This window comes from Pseudomonas sp. MWU12-2037, from assembly GCF_023242345.1.
Lineage (GTDB): Bacteria > Pseudomonadota > Gammaproteobacteria > Pseudomonadales > Pseudomonadaceae > Aquipseudomonas > Aquipseudomonas gingeri_D.
Genome location: NZ_JALLIZ010000007.1, coordinates 65,352 through 85,938, shown reverse-complemented (window position 1 = coordinate 85,938; position 20,587 = coordinate 65,352). Strand labels below are relative to the sequence as shown.

Here is a 20,587-nt window from a genome sequence, read left to right as displayed (position 1 = left end):
GTAGCTTCCTACAAACAACATCAGTGCTCGCCTACAAAAAGTCGTGTTTGTGAACGCGAAGGCATGTATCTACAAGGACACTTTCATGATTCGTCTCTCCTCCTCATTGCTGCTGGCCGGCCTTTTTTCCCTGGCTGGCTGGAGCCACGTGGCCCTGGCTGATGAAGGTCCGACCGGGCAAGTGGGGGTTGGGGTGGGCTATCAGCCCTATGATCCGTCGGGCAGCCGTTATGAAGTGACGCCACTGCCTTATGTGGACCTGGACTGGGGCAATGTCAGCCTCAGTGGTGATGACGGCCTGACCTGGGACGCGTTCAAGGCCAACGGTTTCAGCATCGGGCCTTTCGCCAATTACGTGCCCGGGCGCAACTCCAACGGCTCGTTGCGCGGTTTGCGCGATGTGCCGGACATGGGCGTGGTGGGTGGTTTCGTGGAATACGCACCGGCCGACTTCTGGCGGTTGTTCGCCGAGCTGGGCAGTGCCGTCGGCGGCGGTAGCGGCCAGGGCGGCCTGCTCGGGCGTTTGGGTGGAGAGCTGGGCTATCCGTTGGGCATGGGGATTATCGGCCGGAGCAATTTCACCGCGCACTATGCCGATGAGCGCCAGGCACAGACGTTCTTCGGTGTGAGTGCCCAGGAGGCGCAGGACTCGGGGATCCGCCAGTATCACGCCGGCGGTGGTTTCCAGAACCTGACCCTGACCCAGAGCTTTGCCATCCCCCTGGGCGGCAACTGGTCGCTGATGACCAGTGCCAGCTGGATTCACCTGGTGGGCTCGGCGGCCGACAGCAGCATCGTCAAGCAGAAGGGCGACAGCGACCAGGGGCAGATCCAGACGGCGATCAGCTACAAGTTCTGAGGCCTGACCTTCTTTTGTAGGCGCTGGCGCCGGGATGGCGATGTCATATTCAATGACGCCATCGCCAGCAAGCTGGCTCCTACAGGGTTTTGGGCACGACGCATAATATGCGGCGTGACTCGGATCTGTAGGAGCCAGCTTGCTGGCGATAGCGCTGCGACATTCACCGCCATTTCCGGCTAGTTTTTCTCACCTTCTGCCAGCAACGCAATCCCGCCGATAATCACCGCCACACCGATCCAGTGCAGCAGGCTGATCTGCTCGTTCAGCCCCAGCCAGGACGCCAGCAGCACCGCGACAAACACCAGCGAACTCAGCGGAAACGCCAACGACAGCGTGCTGCGTCGCAGAATCAGCATCCAGACGAAAAACGCCCCGATATAACAGGCTACCGCCACCCAGACACCCGGGTTGAGCAGTACCGCGTGCAGCCATTGCAAACTGAAATCGGTCTGCCCGAGTTGATCGCCGCCGACTTTGGTGGCGATCTGTCCGCCGCTTTCGCAAGCGATCAGCAAGGCCCAGAGCACGATGGTGCCGAAGCGCCCGTGCAGCCAATCAATGTGTTTTGAACCGCTCATCAACAATTTCCTTCGAACATGAATGGAGCCCTCAAGCGCCGGAAATGGCCACCAGCATCACGCCGGCGGTGATCACCAGCGTGCCGAGCCAGCGGCGGCGGCTGACGGTCTCGCCCAGCACCATCTTGCCGGCCAGCACCACGCCGCAATAGGCCAGGGCCCCGATGGGAAACACCAGGCTCAAGGGTGCCCGGGACAGGGCTTCGATCCAGACAAAAAACTCGATGACATAAGAACCGATCCCGCACCACAGCAGGGGGGCGTTGAACACCTGGCCCCAGAAGGCTTTCAGCCTGAAGCCACCCTCCAGCTCCGGCAGACGGTCCAGGCCCATCTTGAAACAGAGCTGGCCGATCACGTCCAGGACAACGGAAAAAAGTACCAGCAAAAAAACGCCAAGGGTCACGGAAACAGCTCCTAGAACAGCAGGGTCAACGCTTTATGGCGCGCCGGATTGCACAGTCGCTCGGCTTCGCTGCAGCGTCCATGAAGGCGCACAGCGTAAGGGCTTTGCCGGCAAATGCAAAGGACAGGCCAGCACAAAGCGGATGGGGCGCCGGGCGAGGGCGGCGGATCAGCCGTGAAAACGCAGCCAGAGGCTGACCAGCACACTGGCCGCCAGCAACCAGGCGAGTACCGCCAGGGCCAGCGATGTCTCCAGGCGCAGCCGGTCCACCAGCACATACAGGGTCGCCAGGTAGATGAAGTAGGGAATGATCGACCACATGCCGAACAGGATGGTGGTTTTCAGATCATCGATCGAACGACCCTTGCCGACGATGTAGTGCGCGATCAGGGCAAAGGTCGGGAACAACGGCACCAGCCCGGCAATGTAGTAATTGCGGGTTTTCGACAGGGCGGCGAGTAGTACCACGACCAGGGCGCCGAGGGCGGCTTTCAACAGTAAATCCATCTTGCTTGCTCGCCGTCAGTGACTCAAACCGTACTTCTTGACCTTGTCGAACAAGGTGGTCTTGGCCATGCCCAGTTCGTGGCTGGCCTGGCTCAGGTTGCCGCCGCTGCGCTGCAGGGCCTCGTTGAGCAGGTTACGCTCGAAGGCTTCCACCGCTTCGGCAAAGCCCAGCCCGCCGCCGCTTTGCGCGCCGGCTTTCTTGAAGGGCGGCAGGCCGAGGGCGAAGCGCTCGGCGACGTTGCGCAGTTCGCGCACATTGCCCGGCCAGTCGTGGCTCATGAGGCTGGACAAGGTCTGGTTGTCCAGCTCCGGCGCGATACGGTCGAAACGCAGGGAGGACTGCTGCAGGAAGTGTTCGAACAATTGCAGGATGTCTTCGCGCCGCTCGCGCAGGGGCGGTAGCTCCAGGGTCACCACGTTCAGCCGGTAATACAGGTCGCTGCGAAACTCGCCGGCGCGGCCCCTTTCGTCGAGGTCGAACTTGGTGGCGGCGATAACGCGGCAATCGACGGCCACGCTCTGGTTCGAGCCCAGGCGTTCCAGGGTGCGCTCCTGCAAGACCCGCAGCAGTTTGATCTGCATGGGGATCGGCATGCTTTCCACTTCGTCGAGGAACAGCGTACCGCCATGGGCGTGCTCGATTTTGCCGATGCGGCGTTTGCCGGCACCGGTGAAGGCATTGGCCTCGTGGCCGAAGATTTCACTTTCGAACAGGTTCTCCGGCAGCCCGCCGCAGTTGAGCGCGACGAACTGTTGCGACTTGCGCCGGCTGAAGTCATGCAGGCAGCGGGCAACCAGTTCCTTGCCGGTGCCGGTCTCGCCTTCGATCAGCACGTTGGCCGAGGTATCGGCGACATTGGCGATCAGTTCCCGCAGGTTCTGCATGGCCGGCGAGCGGCCAATGATCCGGCCCTCCAGCGAGTCGCGCTCGGCCAGTTGCCGGCGCAACGACCAGACTTCCCGGGCCAGGCCGCGTTGCTCCAGGGCACGGCGGGCGACGTCCACCAGGCGCTCGGGGGAAAAGGGCTTTTCCATGAAGTCATAGGCGCCGTTGCGCATGGCGCCGACAGCCATGGAGATATCGCCGTGGCCGGTAATCAGCACCACCGGCAGGCTGCTGTCGCGAGCCTTGAGCCGGGTCAACAGCTCCAGGCCGTCGATGCCCGGCAGGCGGATGTCGCTGATGACGATTCCGGGGAAGTTGTCGCCGATCCGTGCCAGGGCTTCCTCGGCACTGCCGACGCCTTCGCTGGGGATATCTTCCAGGGACAGCGCCTGCTGGCAGCCGAGCAGGACATGGGGGTCGTCCTCGACAATCAGGACAGTGAGGTCGTTGTTCATATCGGCTCGGCCTTGGCAGGGTTGACCCGCGGTAAAGTGAGGACGAAGGCGGTACCGCCCGTGAGGGGGTGTTCGACCCCGAGGTGGCCGCCGGCCGCCGCCGCGAGGCTGGCGGAGAGGGTCAGGCCGAGGCCGAGGCCCTGTTCTCCCGGCTTGGTGGTGAAGAAGGGTTCGAACAGGTGCTTGCGCGCCTCAGGCTCGATGCCATGGCCGTTGTCGCGTACCAGCAGGCGGTATTTGCCTTCGACGAAGTCGCCTTCCAGCCACAGTTCCGGCAGCGGTTGGGCCTGCATGGCGTCGAGGGCGTTGCCGACCAGGTTGACCAGGATCTGCTCCAGGCGGGTCTGGTCGATGGCCAGTTGCACGTCGTCGAAGTCGCGATGGACTTCCAGGTGCAGGGTTTCGACCCGGCTGCCGAGGACCTGCAGGGAGGCGTCGACGGCCTTGGCCAGGCTCGACTCGCCCTTGTCGTCACCGCGCCGGGCAAAGGCGCGCAGGCTGGCGGTGATCCGGCCCATGCGGTCGATCAGGTCGTTGATGGTGCGCAGGTTGGTGCTGGCGGTGTCCAGTTCGCCGCGTTCGAGGAAACGCACGGTATTGCCGGACAGGGTGCGCAACGCGGCCAGCGGCTGGTTGAGTTCATGGGCGATGCTGGTGGACATCTGGCCGATGGCGGCCAGCTTGCCGGCCTGGACCAGTTCGTCCTGGGCGCGGCGCAGGGTTTCCTCGGCCTGGCGCCGTTCGCGGATCTGGTCCTTGAGCCGATCATTGCTGGCGCGCAGGTCGACCGTGCGCTCGGCGATCCGTCGTTCCAGCTGGCTGTTGGCTTCCTGCAGGGCTTCGCGGGCGGCCAGGCGGGTGGCGATGACCTTGCGCCGTTCGTTCCAGGCGATCAGCAGGAAGGCCACCAGGGCAAAGGCCACGGCCACCAGCATGCCCTGGTTGGCGGCTTCGCGGCGCAGGTCCTGCAAGGGGGTGAGCAGGGTGAGATGCCAGGGCGTGTCGCTCAGGCGCCGGGTCTGGGCCAGGTAGCTGACGCTGTCGCCGTCCTTGGCCAGCTCGGTGTTGGCCGGGAAGGTCAGGGTTTCGACGCCCTCGGCCAGGCGTTCGCGGGCCAGGGGTTGCAGTTCGTTCAGCGGCCACCAGTAATATTGCAGGCTGCGGGCCAGGCGTTCCTTGATCTCCGGGGTCAGCGGGCGCACGGACTTGAGGCGTCGGGCCGGGTCGCTGGAGAGGATGATGATGCCGTTCTCGTCCGTGACAAAAGCTTCCAGGCGGGCCCGTTGCCAGCGCTCTTCAAGGGCTTCGAGACGGACCTTGATCACGGCTACGCCGATGATCTTGCCTTGTTCTTCCAGGCCGTGGGCCAGGTAATAGCCGGGTTCGCCGCTGGTGCTGCCGATCCCGTAGAAACGCCCCGGCAGACCGCGCACGGCGTCCTGGAAATAGGCGCGAAAGGACAGGTCTTCACCGAGGTAACTGTCGGCATCGCGCCAGTTGCTGGTGGCCAATACCCGACCGCTGGTGTCCATGACATAGATGGCCCGACTGCGGCTGCGCCGGTTCAGGCCTTCGAGGTAGGCGTTGACCGCCTGGCGGTGTTCGGCGTCGGGCTCCTTGAGCAGGGCCGAGACGCTGGATTCAAGCTCCAGCAGGCTGGGCAGGTAGGTGTACTTGCTGATCTCGCTTTCGACGGTGCGGGCGTGCAGCTCCAGCTGGCGTTCGCCGTTTTCGCTGAGGGTGCGGATGCCATAGTGTTCGCTGATGCGATAGCCGGCGTAGCCCAGGCCGATCATCAGCAGGATGATCAGGGGCGGCAGGAACAGTTGGCGGATCAGGCGGGGTTTCACTGCGAATGAGGGCGGCGTCGCGCGATAGAGGTTGGGGTCGCATTTCATCACGTTTGCCTTGGGTCAACCAGACCGCGTGTCTGCACGGCCATCACCTGAACCCTGTAGGAGCGAGCTTGCTCGCGATGGTGGAGCAGGCGCCATGGGGCATCAGGTACCCCGTGTTATCGTTGACGTCCATCGCGAGCAAGCTCGACTCCTACAGGGGGGGCTGGGGTTTTAGTGCTGCAGGATCTTCTCGAGGAAATGCTGCGCACGTTCCGAACGGGCACTGATGTCGCCGAAGAACTCGTCCTTGTTGCAGTCCTCGATGATCTTGCCCTGGTCCATGAAGATCACACGGCTGGCGACCTTGCGGGCAAAGCCCATTTCGTGGGTCACGCACATCATGGTCATGCCTTCCTGGGCCAGTTGCACCATCACGTCGAGCACTTCGTTGACCATTTCCGGGTCGAGGGCCGAGGTCGGTTCGTCGAACAGCATCACCACCGGGTCCATCGCCAGGGCACGGGCAATCGCCACGCGCTGTTGCTGGCCGCCGGAGAGTTGCCCCGGGTGCTTGTGGGCGTGGGCCGACAGACCGACGCGATCCAGCAGTTGCAGGCCTTTGCTGGTCGCTTCTTCCTTGCTGCGGCCGAGGACCTTGATCTGCGCGATGGTCAGGTTTTCGGTGATGGTCAGGTGCGGGAACAGCTCGAAATGCTGGAACACCATGCCGACCCGCGAACGCAGCTTCGGCAGGTTGGTCTTCGGGTCGGCGATGGAGGTGCCGTCGACCACGATGTCGCCTTTCTGGAAGGGTTCCAGGGCGTTCACGCATTTGATCAGGGTGGACTTGCCCGAGCCCGAAGGACCGCAGACCACCACCACTTCACCCTTGCTGACCTCGGTGCTGCAATCGGTCAGCACCTGGAAGTCGCCATACCACTTGTTGATGTTCTTGATAGAGATCATACGGCAAACCTTTTTTGCAGACGCTTGACCAGCAGCGAGGCGGCAAAGCTGATTGTGAAGTAGACCAGACCTGCGAAGATCAGGAATTCATTGGAACGGCCGATGATGTCGCCGCTCGAGCGCGAGGCGTTGAGGAAATCCACCAGGCCAACGGTGTAGACCAGCGACGTGTCCTGGAACAGGATGATGCTCTGCTGCAACAGCAGCGGGGTCATCTTGCGGAACGCCTGGGGCAGGATGATCAGGCGCATGGTCTGGCCATAGCTCATGCCCAGGGCCTGGGCGGCGCCCATCTGGCCCTTGGCGATCGACTGCACGCCGGCGCGGACGATTTCGCAGAAGTACGCCGCTTCGAACATCATGAAGGCCACGATGCAAGAGGCGAACGCGCCGATCGGCGTGTCTTCTCCGGTGATCCAGCGCAGGACGAAGGGTACCGCCAGGTAGAACCAGGTGATCACCAGCAGCAGCGGGATCGAGCGGAAGTAGTTGACGTAGGCACCGGCGACGTTGGCCAGCAACTTGTTCGAAGACAAGCGCATCAAGGCCAGGAGCGTACCGATGACCAGGCCGCCGACGACACCCAGCACCATCAGTTGCAGGGTCATCAGCATGCCGTTCCAGAGACCCGGAATGGCCGGGACGATGCCACTGAAATCGAAGTCCATTATTTACCCCCCACGGAGATCAGGCCGGGCACCGCGACTTTCTTCTCGACCAGGCGCATCAGCAACATCAGGCTCATGTTCAGGGTGAAGTAGATCAGCGTCGCCAGGGTGAAGGCTTCGAACAGGTTGGCGGAGAACTCGGCGGTCTGCTTGGTCTGCGCGAGCAGTTCCATCAAGCCGATCAGCGAGGCCACGGAGGAGTTCTTGAAGACGTTGAGGAATTCCGAGGTGAGCGGCGGAATGATGATCCGGTAGGCTTGCGGCAGCAGCACGTTCCAGTAGATCTGCGGCAGCTTGAAACCCATGGCGCGGGCCGCCGATTCCTGGCCGCGAGGCAGCGCCTGGATGCCGGTGCGGACTTGTTCGCAGACCCGGGCGGCGGTGAACAGGCCCAGGCAGACGACGACGCTCAGGTAGGCCGAGGTGGTCGGATTGAGGTCCTGTTTGTACCAGTCCTGCAGGTTTTGCGGCAGCAGATCGGGTATCAGGAAGTACCAGATGAACAGTTGCACCAGCAGCGGCACGTTGCGGAAGATTTCCACGTAGACCGTGGCAATGCCCGATACCACGCGGTTCGGTACGGTACGCATCACGCCCAGCAGCGAGCCGAGGATCAGTGCAACGATCCAGGCCACCACGGCGATGGCGATGGTCCAGCCCAGTCCGGAGATGAACCAGTCGAGATAGGTCTCGCTGCCCACTCCGGTGGACTTGAAGAACACGCCCCAGTCCCAGTTGTAATTCATTCGGGTCTCCCCTCGGATCAATCAGTGGTCACGCACGTGCTTCCCGGGACTCCGCCCCGCCTGACGTGCTTCGTCAGGCACACACGTTCCGCTCGCGGTCCGAGTGTCTTTCCCATCTCAATAGAAGAAGCCAGTACAGCAGGTATCAACAAACTCCCGGATATGCGTTCGTGCCACCGGGAGTTCGCTCAGAGGTGCATCAGATCTTTTTGTCCGGTGCTGGCTTGTCGTTCGGATTGGCCAGCAGGGCCTTGAGCTCTTCGCTCATCGGGAAGTTCAGGTTCAGGCCTTTTGGTGGAATCGGCTGGGTGAACCACTTGGCGTAGATCTTGTTGATCTCGCCGGACTTGTAGGTTGCAACGATGGCGTCATCCACGGCTTTCTTGAAGGCCGGGTCGTCCTTGCGGACCATGCAACCATAGATTTCGTAGGACTGTGGGGTACCGGTCACGGCCCAGTCATCAGGCTTCTTGGCCTTGGCCATTTCCCCTGCGAGCAATGCGTCGTCCATCATGAAGGCCACGGCGCGGCCGCTTTCGAGCATGTTGAAGGCTTCGCCATGGTCCTTGGCGGAGATAACGTTCATGCCCATCTGCTTGTCGGCGTTCATCGCCTTGATGATGCGCTCGGACGTGGTGCCGGCGGTGGTCACGACGTTCTTGCCCTTGAGGTCGGCGAAGTCCTTGTAGGTGGAGTCTTTCTTCGACAGCAGGCGGGTGCCGATTTCGAAGATGCCGACCGAGAAGTCCACTTGCTGGCCGCGTTCGGCGTTGTTGGTGGTGGAACCACACTCGACGTCGACGGTGCCGTTCTGCACCAGCGGGATACGGGTTTGGGAAGTGACCAGGTTGTACTTGACCTTGAGGTCTGGCATGTCGAGGTCTTTCTTGATGCCTTCGACGATGGCCAGCTGGATATCGTGGGAGTAGCCCACTGGCTTGCCGGACGCATCCGCGATGTAGGAGAACGGAATGGAGCTGTCGCGATGCCCGAGGGTGATGGTGCCGGACTCTTTGATCTTCTTCAGGGTGCCGGTCAGTTCAGCGGCGAAAACTGGAGTACTGATCAGAGCAACAGCGATAGCTGCGCCCAGAAGCTGGGGAACGATGCGCATCAGATGGTTTCCTCGAGATTGTTTTTCTTATGGAGTCGGTCAGCCGACTCTCGGGTACTTCGAAGCGCTCATCCGACCCCAAGGGCGGCCTGAGCATTCGGTATCGAGTGTAGAGCACGACTCATGCCAGGCTTGGGGGTGAGGTTTTAGTCATTGATTTTAAAGGGGAATCTGATTGTTTCGAGAGGTTTCGGAGCGTCTGGCGTCCGGTTTGCCGAATGGTTGGCGAAGGGCTGTTCGGAAAACCGAATGGGAAGGGGCTGTAGGAAGGGGCTTGTTTTTGAGGGGGTTGGTGATCGCAAGGGCCTCTTCGCGGGCAAGCCCTGCTCCTACAATGTGGTGTCGTACACAAAATGGGTGAACGACGATGAACTGTAGGAGCAGGGCTTGGTCCGGGCGGCGTTCCGACGAAGCTCTTGGCGGCTTTGAGACGTGCCCGAAATCAGGCCGCTTCGATCTTGCCGCGGTGCTGCTCGACCTTGTCCAGATAGTGCTGCAACTGTTGCTGCTCGGCCGCCGTGGTGAACAGGCCCAGCTTGCTGCGCCGCCACAGGATATCCACGGCCGCGCAGGCCCACTCTTCGCTGCACAGGTAATCGACTTCGCGGGTATAGAGGCCGCCACCCAGGTGTTCGCCCAGGTCGCTCAGGTTCTGCACGCCCTCCAGCAGGCGCCAGGTGCGGCTGCCGTAGGTGCTCGCCCAGCGCCGGGCGATCTCGGTTGGAATCCAGTCGAAGCGGGTACGGATCTCGTGGCTCAGGGCCTGGCGCGTGGTCATGTCTTCGCCGCCGGGCAAGGTCGAGGTGGCGGTCCAGCTCGGTTTCATGTTCTTGAAGAACGGCGCCAGCTGGGCCAGCGCCGATTCGGCGAGCTTGCGGTAGGTGGTCAGCTTGCCGCCGAACACCGACAGCAGCGGGGCTTCATCGTTGCCGCCGGAGAGCGCCAGGGTGTAATCGCGAGTCACCGCCGAAGGGTTGTCGGACTCGTCGTTGCACAACGGCCGGACGCCGGAATAGCTGTGCAGGATATCGCTACGGGCCAGCTGCTTCTTGAAGTGTGCGTTGACCACCTTGAGCAGGTAGTCGGTTTCGGCTTCGGTGATACTGACCTTGGCCGGGTCGCCCTGGTATTCGCGGTCGGTGGTGCCGATCAGGGTGAAACGGTCCAGGTACGGAATGGTGAAGACGATGCGCTGGTCCTCGTTCTGCAGGATGTGCGCGTGTTCGCCTTCGTACAGCCGGGGCACGATCAGGTGGCTGCCCTGGATCAGGCGGATGCCGTAGGGCGATTCCAGCTTCAGGTCGTCCTTGATGAACTTGGCGACCCAGGGGCCGGCCGCGTTGACCAGGGCCTTGGCCTGGATCGAGAAACGCATGCCATTGCCGTGTTCCATCTCCAGATGCCACAGGCCATTGCCGCGACGGGCGCTGACGCAGCGGGTGCGGGTGTGCACATGGGCGCCGTTCTCCCGCGCGGCCATGGCATTGAGCACCACCAGGCGCGCGTCGTCGACCCAGCAATCGGAGTATTCGAAACCCTTGGTGATTTCCGCCTTGAGCGCACTGTCGGCGCCGAACTTCAGGCTTTTCGAACCGGCGAGTTTCTCGCGCTTGCCCAGGTGGTCATACAGGAACAGGCCGGCACGAATCATCCAGGCCGGACGCAGGTGCGGACGATGGGGCAGGACGAAACGCATCGGCTTGACGATATGCGGGGCCTTGGCGAGCAGCACCTCACGTTCGGCCAGGGCTTCGCGCACCAGGCGGAATTCGTAGTGTTCCAGGTAGCGCAGGCCACCGTGGATCAGCTTGCTGCTGGCCGAGGAGGTGTGGCTGGCCAGGTCGTCCTTTTCGCAAAGGAACACCGAGAGACCGCGACCGGCTGCGTCCGCGGCAATCCCGACACCATTGATACCACCGCCAATCACGGCGATGTCATAGAGCTCGGCAAGGGGTGGGGCAGGCAAGGTGCTGGGGTTCATCGGTGAGCCTCGCAGGGTCTTCTCTATATTTGGATTCGAACATTTATGTTCACTTTCGAAAATAGTAGCGGATAAACGTGCTCACGACCAGTCAACTCTGATTGAAAAAATCCATCAGGATAGGTGGAAAGGAAAATTATCGAACATTGTAGGGCGAGAGAGGTGGTGCGCCCTTGTTACTGTAGGAGCGGCCGGTCGACGCTCGATTGCTCGCGATGGTCGCCAACGCCAACGCGGGGTATCTGAATAATCGCGGTGTCTTTACGTCCATCGCGAGCAAGCTCGCTCCTACAAGGGGGTCAGACCACTTCCAGGCGGATCTTGTGCTGCTGCAGCAGTTGGGCCAGCGCGGGTACAGGCGCCTGGTCGGTCACCAGGGCGTCGATCAGGGTGATGGGCCCCAGGCGAACCATGGCATTGCGCCCGAACTTGCTGGAGTCCGCGGCCAGGATGACCTTGCGCGCATTGGCGATGATCGCCTGGGAAACCCGCACTTCCTGGTAATCGAAGTCCAGCAGGCTGCCGTCTTCGTCGATGCCGCTGATGCCCACCAGGGCAAAGTCGACCTTGAACTGGTTGATGAAGTCGACGCTGGCCTGGCCCACTACACCGCCGTCACGGCGCACGTTACCGCCGGCCAGCTGGACTTCGAAATCATCCTTGGCGCTGAGGATCGAGGCCACGTGCAGGTTGTTGGTGATGATCTTCAAGTGGTTGTGATTGAGCAGCGCCCGGGCGATGGATTCGGTGGTGGTGCCGATATTGATGAACAGCGAGGCATGATCGGGGATATGGGCGGCGATGGCTTCGGCTATGCGTTGTTTTTCATCGCGCATCTGGTCGGCGCGCATGGCGTAGGCGGTGTTTTCCACGCTGGAGTCGTAGGCCGCGCCACCGTGGTAGCGACGGAGCAGATTGGAGTCCGCCAGTTGGTTGATATCGCGGCGGATGGTTTGCGGGGTCACGACAAAAAGCTGGGCCATTTCCTCGATGCTGACATAACCGCGTTCGCGGACCAGTTCGAGGATTTGTTGCTGGCGGGGAGGCAGATTCATTGGGCGTCCTTTGGGCTGCCGTACAAATTCTTCCATCATGCCGCAGGAAGGACCTGTCTGCCACTTGCGGGGCCAATCAATCGCGGATGTGCGGTGGGGGTGTCGTACGTTGTTGCTGTTGAGGTCGCTCTTGTTTCAGCGGCCTGTTGAGCGTCGTCCGATCTCGGGAGCGCCACAAAACCTGTAGGAGCCTGGCTTGCCAGCGAAGCTTTTGGCGTCTTCAAGGACGCCTTCGCGGGCAAGCCCTGCTCCTACAGGGCCGTGTTCAGCCTAATGAACAGCGTTCGGCTTAGTTGCTGTCTTCGTGCGGTTCCCAATCGCGGGTACGGCTAACCGCTTTCTGCCAGCCGGCGTAGAGTTTTTCCTTCTCGGCTTCAGGACGCTGCGGCTCGAACTCGCGCTCGATCACCGCCTTGCCCCGCAGCTCTTCCAGACTGCCCCAGAAACCGCACGCCAGGCCGGCCAGGTAGGCCGCGCCGAGTGCCGTGGTTTCGCGCATTTGCGGGCGCTCGACCTGGGTCCCGAGAATGTCGGCCTGGAACTGCATCAGGAAGTTGTTGGCCACCGCGCCGCCGTCCACGCGCAGGGCCTTGAGGCGTTCGCCCGAGTCCTGTTGCATGGCGTCCAGCACGTCGCGGGTCTGGTAGGCGATCGACTCCAGGGCGGCACGAATGATGTGATCCACCTTCACCCCACGGGTCAGGCCGAACAGTGCGCCACGGGCATAGGGGTCCCAGTACGGAGCGCCCAGGCCGGTGAAGGCCGGTACCAGGTACACGCCGTTGCTGTCCTTGACCTTGCTGGCGAAGTATTCGGTATCGAAGGCGTCGTTGATCAGCTTCAGTTCGTCACGCAGCCATTGGATGGTCGAGCCACCGTTGAATACCGCGCCTTCCAGGGCGTAAGCCACTTCGCCGCGAGGGCCGCAGGCGATGGTGGTGAGCATGCCGTGCTTGGAGCGGACGGCCTTGGTGCCGGTGTTCATCAGCAGGAAGCAGCCAGTGCCGTAGGTGTTTTTCGCCTGGCCCGGCTCCACGCACATCTGGCCGAACAGGGCCGCTTGTTGGTCGCCGGCGATACCGCCGATGGCGATGCCGCTCTTGGTGTGGCCGTAGATTTCCGAGGATGACTTCACTTCCGGAAGCATTTCCCGGGGAATGTCGAGGATCTCCAGCATCTTCGCATCCCATTCCAGGGAGTGGATGTTGAAGAGCATGGTGCGCGAGGCGTTGGTGTAGTCGGTGACGTGGGTCTTGCCGCCGGTGAATTTCCAGATCAGCCAGCTGTCGATGGTGCCGAACAGCAGCTCGCCGCTGCGTGCGCGTTCACGGCTGCCTTCGACGTTGTCGAGGATCCACTTCAGCTTGGTGCCGGAGAAGTACGGGTCGGTGACCAGGCCGGTGGTTTCGCGGATGTACTCTTCGTGACCGTCGCGCTTGAGCTGTTGGCAGATCTCGGTGCTGCGACGGCACTGCCAGACGATGGCGTTGTAGATCGGACGGCCGCTGACCTTGTCCCAGACCACGGTGGTTTCACGCTGGTTGGTGATGCCGATGGCGGCGACCTGGTCGTGGTGCAGGCCGGCTTGCGCCAGGGCTTCAACCATGACCGCGCTCTGGGTGGCGAAGATTTCCATCGGGTCGTGTTCGACCCAGCCGGCTTGTGGATAGTGCTGCTGGAATTCGCGCTGGGCGGTGCCGACCACATTGGCGTCGCGATCGAAGATGATCGCCCGCGAGCTGGTCGTACCCTGGTCGAGGGCAATGATGTAGTTCTTATTCTGAGTGTCGGTCATTTTCGATTGCCTTGATGAATATAGGGAAAAAAAGTGCCGGGATGAGTGCCCTCAGGGAGAAGGGCGCTCACAGGGAGTGGCATCTTGCAGGTGTTTCAGGAAGCCTGGACCTTTTTGGCCGCGGTCGCGGGTTCTTCCTGTAGCGCGGGTTGGGCGCTGGGCAGATGGCGGGCAATCATCCCGCGATACAGCACGGCGCCCAGGCAGGCACCGACAATCGGTGCAAAGATCGGAATCAGGAAGTACGGAATGTCGCGTCCGCCGGTGAAGGCGATATCACCCCAGCCGAAGAGGAAGGTCATCAGCTTGGGGCCGAAATCCCGCGCAGGGTTCATCGCAAAACCGGTCAACGGACCCATCGCGCTGCCGATCACGGCGATCAGCAGGCCGATCAGCAGTGGGGCCAACGGGCCATTGGGCAGGCCGTTGTTGTCGTCGGTCAGGGACATGATCACGCCCATCAGGATCGCGGTGATCACCACTTCCACCAGGAACGCCTGGGCAGTGCTCAGGGCCGGGTTGGGGTAGGTGGAAAACACCGATGCCAGTTCCAGGCTGGCCTGGGAGCCGCGGATCATATGGTGGGTTTGTTCGAAATCGAAGAACAGGTTGCTGTAGAGCGTGTAAACCAACGCGGCGGCACAGAAGGCCCCGGCGACCTGGGCAAGGATGTAGAACGGCAGTTTGCGTTTATCGAAATCGGCGAACAGGCACAGCGCAATGCTCACGGCCGGGTTCAGGTGAGCGCCGGAAACGCCGGCGGTCAGGTAGATCGCCATGCTCACGCCCATGCCCCAGATGATGCTGATTTCCCACAGGCCAAAGGTGGCACCCGCGACCTTGAGCGCGGCAACACAGCCGGTGCCGAAAAAGATCAACAGCGCGGTGCCGAGGAATTCGGCGATGCATTGGCCCGAGAGCGATGGTTGTTTCAAAGCGGTACTCATTGGACACCTCGATTTTTGTTGTTGTTAGACGTCCGTCCCAATGACGGACGTGGACTTGCACCGAAGCTCAGGAATCCCCATCTCTGATTTCGGCTTACCGCTCGTTGCTGCTGAGTGTAGGACTGTAATCTTCAGTTTCGAAAAAATATAGACAAGAAACGCTGATGTCAAAGGTCGAAAATGAACGATAGTCCACTTTTTGAGGAATCGCTGCGTGAATGAGGATGATTTGTATGTAGGACTCAGGTGCTTTTTGCGCGCTCATTGGCTCTGTCGATGATGGGAAAAGCTTTGGGGTTGGCCTGTCATAGAGCCTTTTCGTTGCGAATAGCCTAAAATCCGCCCTTGTCTTTCGAGCCGACTGGACCTGCCATGACCCCCGCATTGGACCTGCTGAAAAAAGTTCGTGCCGAACATCGCGTACACAGTTATGAACACGATCCGAAAGCCGCTTCTTATGGTCTGGAGGCCGCGGAAAAACTGGGATTGGCTCCGGCGCAGGTATTCAAGACGCTGCTCGCCAGTACGGAAAAGGCCGAATTGCTGGTGGCGGTAGTGCCGGTTGTCGGAAGTCTGGACCTGAAGGCACTGGCCCAGGCGGCGGGGGCCAAGAAGGTCGAGATGGCGGATCCGGCGGCGGCCCAGCGGGCCACCGGCTATCTGCTGGGTGGGATCAGCCCGCTCGGGCAGAAGAAGCGCTTGCGCACGTTTATCGACCAGAGCGCGCAGCCCTTCGCGAGTATTTTTGTCAGTGCCGGCCGTCGTGGCCTGGAAGTTGAGTTGGCGCCGGCGGTGCTGGCCGAGCATACCCAGGCGAAGTTCGCCGATATCGGCCGCGCCTGATCCCGCTCACGGTCTACGCGGCGGGCTGGAACAGCACCAGATGCTCGGCTGTCACGCGAATACCTACCGATGTTCCCGGCAGGTGATCGACGTGACTGGGGAAAATCGATTCCAGCTGGCTGCCGCTGGGCAGTTGCAGGCGATACAGGGTCGAGGCGCCGAGGAAGGTCTTGCCGAGGACCGTGGCCTTCAGCGCGCTGTCCGGGGCATGGACGATGTCATCCGGCCGTAGCAGCACATCCACTGCACCGCCCAGCGGCCAGGCGTAGGCCCGATTGCCGCGCAGCACGCCCAGTTCGGTCTGCACTGACTCCTGGCTGCTCAGCTGCCCACGAATGAAGTAGCCCTGGCCGATAAAGCTCGCGACGAAAGGCGTCTGCGGTTGGTGATAAAGGTTGTAGGGCGTATCCCACTGTTCCAGACGGCCCTCCTTGAACACACCGACCTGGTCGCTGACGGCGAAGGCTTCTTCCTGGTCGTGGGTCACCAGGATCGCGCTGGTGCCGCGCTGCTTGAGGATATCCCGGACTTCCTGGCTGAGCTTGCGCCGCAACTCCACATCGAGGTTGGAAAACGGCTCGTCGAGCAACAGCAGTTGCGGCTCCGGCGCCAGGGCGCGGGCCAGGGCCACCCGTTGCTGCTGGCCGCCGGACAGTTCATGGGGATAACGCTTGCCCAGTCCCTTGAGGTTGACCAGCTCGAGCATTTCCTCGGTGATCCGAGTCTTGCGCGGGTGCAGGCGAATGCCGAAGGCGATGTTGTCGGCGACGCTCAGGTGCGGAAACAGCGCGTAGTCCTGGAACACCATGCCGATCCGGCGTTTCTCCGGCGCGAGGGTGAAACCGGCGCGGGAGATGACGTCGCCCGCCAGCTGGATTTCGCCCTCGTGCACCGGCTCGAAACCGGCAATGGCTCGCAGGGTGGTGGTCTTGCCGCACCCGGACGCACCGAGCAGGCAACCGATGTCCCCGCTGTTGAGGTGCAGGTTGAGGTTCTGCACGACCCGTTGCGCTTGATAGCCGCAGGCCAGGTCATGCAGGTTCAACAGCGGCGAATGACTCATGCAGGGCGATACGCCGGCGCAACCAGGAATTCGAGCAGGGCCTTTTGTGCATGCAGGCGGTTCTCGGCCTGGTCCCAGGCGACCGAACGCGGGTCGTCGAGCAGGTCGAGGCTGATTTCCTCACCCCGGTGGGCCGGCAGGCAGTGCAGGAACAGCACGTCGGGCGCGGCCAGGTCGAGCAGTTCGCGGGTGACTTGCAGGGGCGCGAACAGGGCCAGGCGCTTGGCGGTTTCTTCTTCCTGGCCCATGGAAGTCCAGACATCGGTGCTCACCAGGTGCGCGCCGCGTACCGCTTCACGTGGATCGCGGACCAGTCGGACCCGCTCGCCGGCCTGGGCCAGCAGCGCCGGGCTGGGGTCATAACCTTCGGGGCAACTGACCCGCAGCTGGAAGTCGAACTGGATGGCCGCCTCGATATAGCTGTTGCACATGTTGTTGCCGTCGCCGATCCAGGTCACGGTCTTGCCCTGGATCGAGCCGCGATGTTCGAGGAACGTCTGCATGTCGGCGAGCAACTGGCAGGGATGCAGGTCATCGGACAGGCCGTTGATCACCGGGACCCGGGAGTTGGCGGCGAACTCGGTCAGGGTGCTGTGCTTGAAGGTGCGGAGCATGACCACATCAAGCATGCGTGACAGGACGATGGCGCTGTCGCCGATCGGCTCGCCCCGGCCCAGTTGGGTGTCGCGCGGCGAGAGGAAAATCGCCTGGCCGCCCAGCTGGATCATGCCGGCTTCGAAGGAGACGCGGGTGCGCGTCGAGGATTTCTCGAAAATCATCCCGAGAATCCGACCCTTGAGTGGCTCGAAGAGTACGCCGCGGTCACGCAGGTCCTTCAGCTCGATGCCTCGACGAATCACGCTGACCAGCTCTTCGGGCGTGCAATCCATCAGGGAGAGAAAGTGCCTTGCGCTCATCATTAACTACCTTTTTGCAACAGACCGCAGATACTCAAAGCCGGGTTTTACGGAAAAACGGGCGAGACCTGCGGCGTAAGCCGCACGGGGCGACGAAATAGGGGAAGACGCGATCGTATAAGAAAATGTCGCGTGTTACCAATAGGAGGCTTAGTTTAAGGGCGGTTGAGGTCTGCATCGTCTTGCTGGGCATGACCTTTTCCCTGTCCGATACACGCCGGCCCACTGGCGACAGCGGGTCTTTGTACACTGTGCCCGGAACCCTTGGCAATCGAGGGCGACGGGCGCAGGCGGGTCCTGGTCGCTTTCTGACTGTCCGGGCGGGGTATTGGCGTGCAAGATGGCCGGTGTGGAAACATTTCCTAAACTAATCCGCTAGGTTGTAAAATGTGTCACCGCGGACACATGGAGGCTTTGGAATGGAATCGAAAGAGCAACAATTGATGGAATTGCTGAAGCTGACGGCGCAGGCACTGACCCATATGACCGCCTCCGTGACCTCGATGTCGTTCGAGTTGTTGCGCAGCGAAGATGAAGTGACCCGGGCGGCCGGTCGTCGGATGATCGATCGCATGGCGACCATCAGTTCCGGTCTCGACGAGCATTGGCGCCTGATCGGCGAGCTGACCGGGGTCCATATGGGCCAGGAGCAGCTCGAGACGATTGAGGAGATCCAGTTGCAACCTGCTCCCATGCTGCCCTCGGCCTGATTTCAGGGCTGCCATCGGCAGGCCTGATGCCCCCCGATTCACAAGATGAACGTCGCTGGCATGCTGCCCGGCGTAGGGCCATAGTTTTGTTCTCGCAACCGATCCGGGTTGCCTTGAACAAGACAGAGACTGGCCATGACCAAGACTCTCCACCACCGTGCCTGCCACCTGTGCGAGGCCATCTGCGGCCTGACCATCGAAACCACCACCACCGAAGCGTCGGTGCAGATCACCTCGATCAAGGGCGATCCGCTCGATACCTTCAGTCGCGGGCATATCTGTCCCAAGGCGGTGGCGCTGCAGGATATCCAGAACGATCCGGATCGTCTGCGCCAGCCGATGCGTCGAGTGGGCAGCGAATGGTTGCCGATCGAGTGGGATGAGGCCTTTGCCTTGGTGGCCGAACGCCTGTCGGCGATCCAGGCCCGGCATGGCCAGAATGCCGTGGCGATCTATCAGGGCAACCCCAGTGTGCACAACTATGGGTTGATGACCCACAGCAACTACTTTCTCGGCCTGTTGAAAACCCGCAATCGTTTTTCCGCGACCTCCGTCGATCAATTGCCGCACCACCTGAGCAGCCACCTGATGTATGGCCATGGCCTGTTGCTGCCGATTCCGGATATCGATCACACCGATTTCATGTTGATCCTGGGCGGCAATCCACTGGCTTCCAACGGCAGCATCATGACCGTGCCGGATGTGGAAAAGCGCCTGAAGGCGATCCAGGCCCGGGGCGGCAAAGTCGTGGTGGTCGATCCTCGGCGCAGCGAAACGGCGGCCATGGCCGACCAGCACCTGTTCGTGCGTCCGGGCGGGGATGCGGCCTTGCTGTTCGGCCTGCTCAATACCTTGTTCGCTGAAGGGCTGACGCGTGCCAGCCATTTGCCGGTGGACGGCCTCGATGAAGTGCGCCAGGCCGTGGCCGGTTTCAGCGCCGAATCCATGAGCCCGCTGTGTGCGGTGCCAGCGGCGCAGATCCGCCAGTTGGCCCGGGACTTCGCCGCGGCGGACAAGGCGGTCTGCTATGGACGGATGGGCGTCTCGACCCAGTCGTTCGGCACCTTGTGTCACTGGCTGGTGCAGTTGATCAACCTGGTGAGCGGCAATCTCGATCGGGTCGGCGGGGCCTTGTGCACCGAGCCTGCGGTGGACCTGGTGGCCTCGACCTCCGGCGGCCATTTCAATCGCTGGCAGAGCCGGGTGTCCGGGCTGCCGGAGTACAGTGGCGAACTGCCGGTGTCGGCCCTGGCCGAGGAGATGCTCAGCGAAGGGGAAGGGCAGGTGCGGGCCCTGGTGACGATCGCCGGCAACCCGGTGTTGTCCACGCCCAATGGCCGGCAACTGGAGCAGGCACTGGACGGCCTGGAGTTCATGGTCAGTATCGACCTGTACATCAACGAAACCACCCGTTATGCCGACCTGATCCTGCCGTCGACCTCGGCCCTGGAAAACGATCACTACGACACCACCTTCAATATGTTCGCGGTGCGTAACGTCAGCCGTTTCAACAAGGCGATCCTGGCCAAGCCTGCCGGTGCGTTGCACGACTGGGAGATTTTTGTCGGCCTGGCCAAGGCGTTTTCCAGCCTGACCGGCCAGGTGCTCAAGCCGACCATGGCCCCGGCGCAGATGATCGACATGGGCTTGCGCATGGGGCTGTATGGCGATGCCTCGTCGCACCAGCTGTCGCTCAAGACCCTGGAGGACTTTCCCCATGGCGTCGATCTCGGCGCGCTCAAGCCGAACCTGGCGCCACGCCTCAAGACGCCCGGGCAGCGGGTCCAGGCGGCGCCGGCGGTGATCCTCGCCGACCTCGCTCGCTTCGCCGCGCAACAGGCACCACAAGTCGGGGAGTTGCTGATGATCGGCCGCCGGCATGTACGTAGCAATAATTCGTGGATGCACAACTATCACCGCCTGGTGAAGGGCAAGCCGCGCCATCAACTGCTGATGCACCCCGATGACCTGGCCAGCCGCAGTCTCGAGGATGGGCAGCGGGTGCAGGTCAGCTCGCGGGTCGGCATGATCGAGGTGGAGGTGCTCGCCAGCCTGGAGATGATGCCTGGCGTTGTGAGCCTGCCCCATGGTTGGGGGCATGCGCGGCCCGGGGTGAAGATGGCGATTGCCAGTGGCCAGCCGGGCTCCAGCGCCAACGACCTGACCGATGAACGCCAATTGGACGTCTTGTCGGGCAATGCGGCGCTGAACGGCGTGCCAGTCACGGTGGCGGCGGCCTGACAACGGCCA

19 protein-coding genes are annotated in these 20,587 nt (G+C 62.0%); 4 read left to right on the top strand and 15 right to left on the bottom strand.

The genetic code is table 11. The annotated features are described in order from the left end of the window. Positions 1-85 precede the first annotated feature (85 nt). Positions 86-859 (top strand): MipA/OmpV family protein, encoded by a 774-nt coding sequence (locus tag M5B42_RS14840; RefSeq protein ID WP_248746271.1) that lies wholly within the window; start codon positions 86-88, stop codon positions 857-859. Positions 860-1,038: 179 nt separating this feature from the next. On the opposite strand, the gene M5B42_RS14835 is transcribed toward M5B42_RS14840, so the two are convergent. The 13 genes from M5B42_RS14835 to M5B42_RS14775 form a co-directional block, all read right to left on the bottom strand. Beyond that, a complete protein-coding gene (locus M5B42_RS14835) occupies positions 1,039-1,440 on the bottom strand; it encodes an EamA family transporter (RefSeq protein ID WP_103494186.1) in 402 nt (133 codons plus the stop codon). A gap of 31 nt (positions 1,441-1,471) precedes the next feature. Next, the gene (locus tag M5B42_RS14830; RefSeq protein ID WP_103494185.1) at positions 1,472-1,846 is read right to left on the bottom strand and encodes an EamA family transporter; all 375 of its coding nucleotides are present in this window, start codon (positions 1,844-1,846) and stop codon (positions 1,472-1,474) included. Positions 1,847-2,014: 168 nt separating this feature from the next. Beyond that, complete coding sequence (locus M5B42_RS14825; protein ID WP_177102831.1) at positions 2,015-2,344, bottom strand: GlpM family protein; 330 nt, start codon at positions 2,342-2,344, stop codon at positions 2,015-2,017. Between the two features lie 24 nt (positions 2,345-2,368). Continuing rightward, positions 2,369-3,694 carry a sigma-54 dependent transcriptional regulator gene (locus M5B42_RS14820; RefSeq protein ID WP_152740910.1) on the bottom strand — a complete coding sequence of 442 codons (1,326 nt, stop codon included), beginning with the start codon at positions 3,692-3,694 and terminating at the stop codon, positions 2,369-2,371. After that, positions 3,691-5,592, bottom strand: a complete 1,902-nt coding sequence (locus M5B42_RS14815) for an ATP-binding protein (protein ID WP_177102777.1) — start codon at positions 5,590-5,592, stop codon at positions 3,691-3,693. The genes M5B42_RS14820 and M5B42_RS14815 overlap by 4 nt, the downstream gene beginning before the upstream one ends. 171 nt (positions 5,593-5,763) lie before the next feature. Beyond that, a complete protein-coding gene (locus tag M5B42_RS14810; protein WP_103494181.1) occupies positions 5,764-6,498 on the bottom strand; it encodes an amino acid ABC transporter ATP-binding protein in 735 nt (244 codons plus the stop codon). Then, a complete protein-coding gene (locus M5B42_RS14805) occupies positions 6,495-7,166 on the bottom strand; it encodes an ABC transporter permease subunit (RefSeq protein ID WP_103494180.1) in 672 nt (223 codons plus the stop codon). The genes M5B42_RS14810 and M5B42_RS14805 overlap by 4 nt, the downstream gene beginning before the upstream one ends. Further along, positions 7,166-7,912: an amino acid ABC transporter permease gene (locus tag M5B42_RS14800; RefSeq protein ID WP_121134291.1), complete on the bottom strand. Its 747-nt coding sequence runs from the start codon at positions 7,910-7,912 to the stop codon at positions 7,166-7,168. The genes M5B42_RS14805 and M5B42_RS14800 overlap by 1 nt, the downstream gene beginning before the upstream one ends. A gap of 199 nt (positions 7,913-8,111) precedes the next feature. Then, positions 8,112-9,026, bottom strand: coding sequence for a glutamate/aspartate ABC transporter substrate-binding protein (locus tag M5B42_RS14795; RefSeq protein ID WP_248746270.1), 915 nt, complete (start codon positions 9,024-9,026; stop codon positions 8,112-8,114). Between the two features lie 442 nt (positions 9,027-9,468). Continuing rightward, positions 9,469-11,007 carry a glycerol-3-phosphate dehydrogenase gene (gene glpD / locus M5B42_RS14790; RefSeq protein ID WP_248746269.1) on the bottom strand — a complete coding sequence of 513 codons (1,539 nt, stop codon included), beginning with the start codon at positions 11,005-11,007 and terminating at the stop codon, positions 9,469-9,471. A 299-nt stretch (positions 11,008-11,306) separates the two neighbouring features. Continuing rightward, positions 11,307-12,062 carry a DeoR/GlpR family transcriptional regulator gene (locus tag M5B42_RS14785; RefSeq protein ID WP_103494176.1) on the bottom strand — a complete coding sequence of 252 codons (756 nt, stop codon included), beginning with the start codon at positions 12,060-12,062 and terminating at the stop codon, positions 11,307-11,309. Between the two features lie 289 nt (positions 12,063-12,351). Then, positions 12,352-13,857 carry a glycerol kinase GlpK gene (gene glpK, locus M5B42_RS14780; protein WP_177102772.1) on the bottom strand — a complete coding sequence of 502 codons (1,506 nt, stop codon included), beginning with the start codon at positions 13,855-13,857 and terminating at the stop codon, positions 12,352-12,354. 95 nt (positions 13,858-13,952) lie between these two features. Further along, positions 13,953-14,804, bottom strand: coding sequence for an MIP/aquaporin family protein (locus tag M5B42_RS14775; protein ID WP_103494174.1), 852 nt, complete (start codon positions 14,802-14,804; stop codon positions 13,953-13,955). 372 nt (positions 14,805-15,176) lie between these two features. On the opposite strand from M5B42_RS14775, the gene ybaK reads away from it, so the two are divergent. Beyond that, positions 15,177-15,647 carry a Cys-tRNA(Pro) deacylase gene (ybaK, locus tag M5B42_RS14770; protein ID WP_103494173.1) on the top strand — a complete coding sequence of 157 codons (471 nt, stop codon included), beginning with the start codon at positions 15,177-15,179 and terminating at the stop codon, positions 15,645-15,647. Positions 15,648-15,660: 13 nt separating this feature from the next. Here the strand turns inward: ybaK and M5B42_RS14765 are convergent, their stop codons facing one another. Further along, on the bottom strand, positions 15,661-16,710 hold the full coding sequence (locus M5B42_RS14765) for an ABC transporter ATP-binding protein (protein WP_103494172.1): 1,050 nt from the start codon (positions 16,708-16,710) through the stop codon (positions 15,661-15,663). Further along, positions 16,707-17,627 carry an ornithine carbamoyltransferase gene (gene argF, locus M5B42_RS14760; RefSeq protein ID WP_152740904.1) on the bottom strand — a complete coding sequence of 307 codons (921 nt, stop codon included), beginning with the start codon at positions 17,625-17,627 and terminating at the stop codon, positions 16,707-16,709. Before argF ends, M5B42_RS14765 begins: the two co-directional genes overlap by 4 nt. A 419-nt stretch (positions 17,628-18,046) precedes the next feature. Here argF and M5B42_RS14755 point away from each other — a divergent pair, with 419 nt between their 5' ends. Beyond that, positions 18,047-18,337 carry a hypothetical protein gene (locus tag M5B42_RS14755; protein WP_103494171.1) on the top strand — a complete coding sequence of 97 codons (291 nt, stop codon included), beginning with the start codon at positions 18,047-18,049 and terminating at the stop codon, positions 18,335-18,337. 135 nt (positions 18,338-18,472) lie between these two features. Then, the gene (locus M5B42_RS14750; protein ID WP_248746268.1) at positions 18,473-20,578 is read left to right on the top strand and encodes a molybdopterin oxidoreductase family protein; all 2,106 of its coding nucleotides are present in this window, start codon (positions 18,473-18,475) and stop codon (positions 20,576-20,578) included. The last annotated feature ends 9 nt before the right edge of the window (positions 20,579-20,587 follow it).

Bases quoted from the DNA above. Each gene is read 5' to 3' on its own strand.
- glpD (WP_248746269.1), bottom strand. From the start codon at position 11,007: ATGAACCCCAGCACCTTGCCTGCCCCACCCCTTGCCGAGCTCTATGAC.
- M5B42_RS14815 (WP_177102777.1), bottom strand. From the start codon at position 5,592: ATGAAATGCGACCCCAACCTCTATCGCGCGACGCCGCCCTCATTCGCA.
- M5B42_RS14810 (WP_103494181.1), bottom strand. From the start codon at position 6,498: ATGATCTCTATCAAGAACATCAACAAGTGGTATGGCGACTTCCAGGTG.
- M5B42_RS14835 (WP_103494186.1), bottom strand. From the start codon at position 1,440: ATGAGCGGTTCAAAACACATTGATTGGCTGCACGGGCGCTTCGGCACC.
- M5B42_RS14820 (WP_152740910.1), bottom strand. From the start codon at position 3,694: ATGAACAACGACCTCACTGTCCTGATTGTCGAGGACGACCCCCATGTC.
- M5B42_RS14805 (WP_103494180.1), bottom strand. From the start codon at position 7,166: ATGGACTTCGATTTCAGTGGCATCGTCCCGGCCATTCCGGGTCTCTGG.
- glpK (WP_177102772.1), bottom strand. From the start codon at position 13,857: ATGACCGACACTCAGAATAAGAACTACATCATTGCCCTCGACCAGGGT.
- M5B42_RS14800 (WP_121134291.1), bottom strand. From the start codon at position 7,912: ATGAATTACAACTGGGACTGGGGCGTGTTCTTCAAGTCCACCGGAGTG.
- M5B42_RS14755 (WP_103494171.1), top strand. From the start codon at position 18,047: ATGGAATCGAAAGAGCAACAATTGATGGAATTGCTGAAGCTGACGGCG.
- M5B42_RS14840 (WP_248746271.1), top strand. From the start codon at position 86: ATGATTCGTCTCTCCTCCTCATTGCTGCTGGCCGGCCTTTTTTCCCTG.
- argF (WP_152740904.1), bottom strand. From the start codon at position 17,627: ATGAGCGCAAGGCACTTTCTCTCCCTGATGGATTGCACGCCCGAAGAG.
- ybaK (WP_103494173.1), top strand. From the start codon at position 15,177: ATGACCCCCGCATTGGACCTGCTGAAAAAAGTTCGTGCCGAACATCGC.
- M5B42_RS14775 (WP_103494174.1), bottom strand. From the start codon at position 14,804: ATGAGTACCGCTTTGAAACAACCATCGCTCTCGGGCCAATGCATCGCC.
- M5B42_RS14750 (WP_248746268.1), top strand. From the start codon at position 18,473: ATGACCAAGACTCTCCACCACCGTGCCTGCCACCTGTGCGAGGCCATC.
- M5B42_RS14795 (WP_248746270.1), bottom strand. From the start codon at position 9,026: ATGCGCATCGTTCCCCAGCTTCTGGGCGCAGCTATCGCTGTTGCTCTG.
- M5B42_RS14785 (WP_103494176.1), bottom strand. From the start codon at position 12,062: ATGAATCTGCCTCCCCGCCAGCAACAAATCCTCGAACTGGTCCGCGAA.
- M5B42_RS14765 (WP_103494172.1), bottom strand. From the start codon at position 16,710: ATGAGTCATTCGCCGCTGTTGAACCTGCATGACCTGGCCTGCGGCTAT.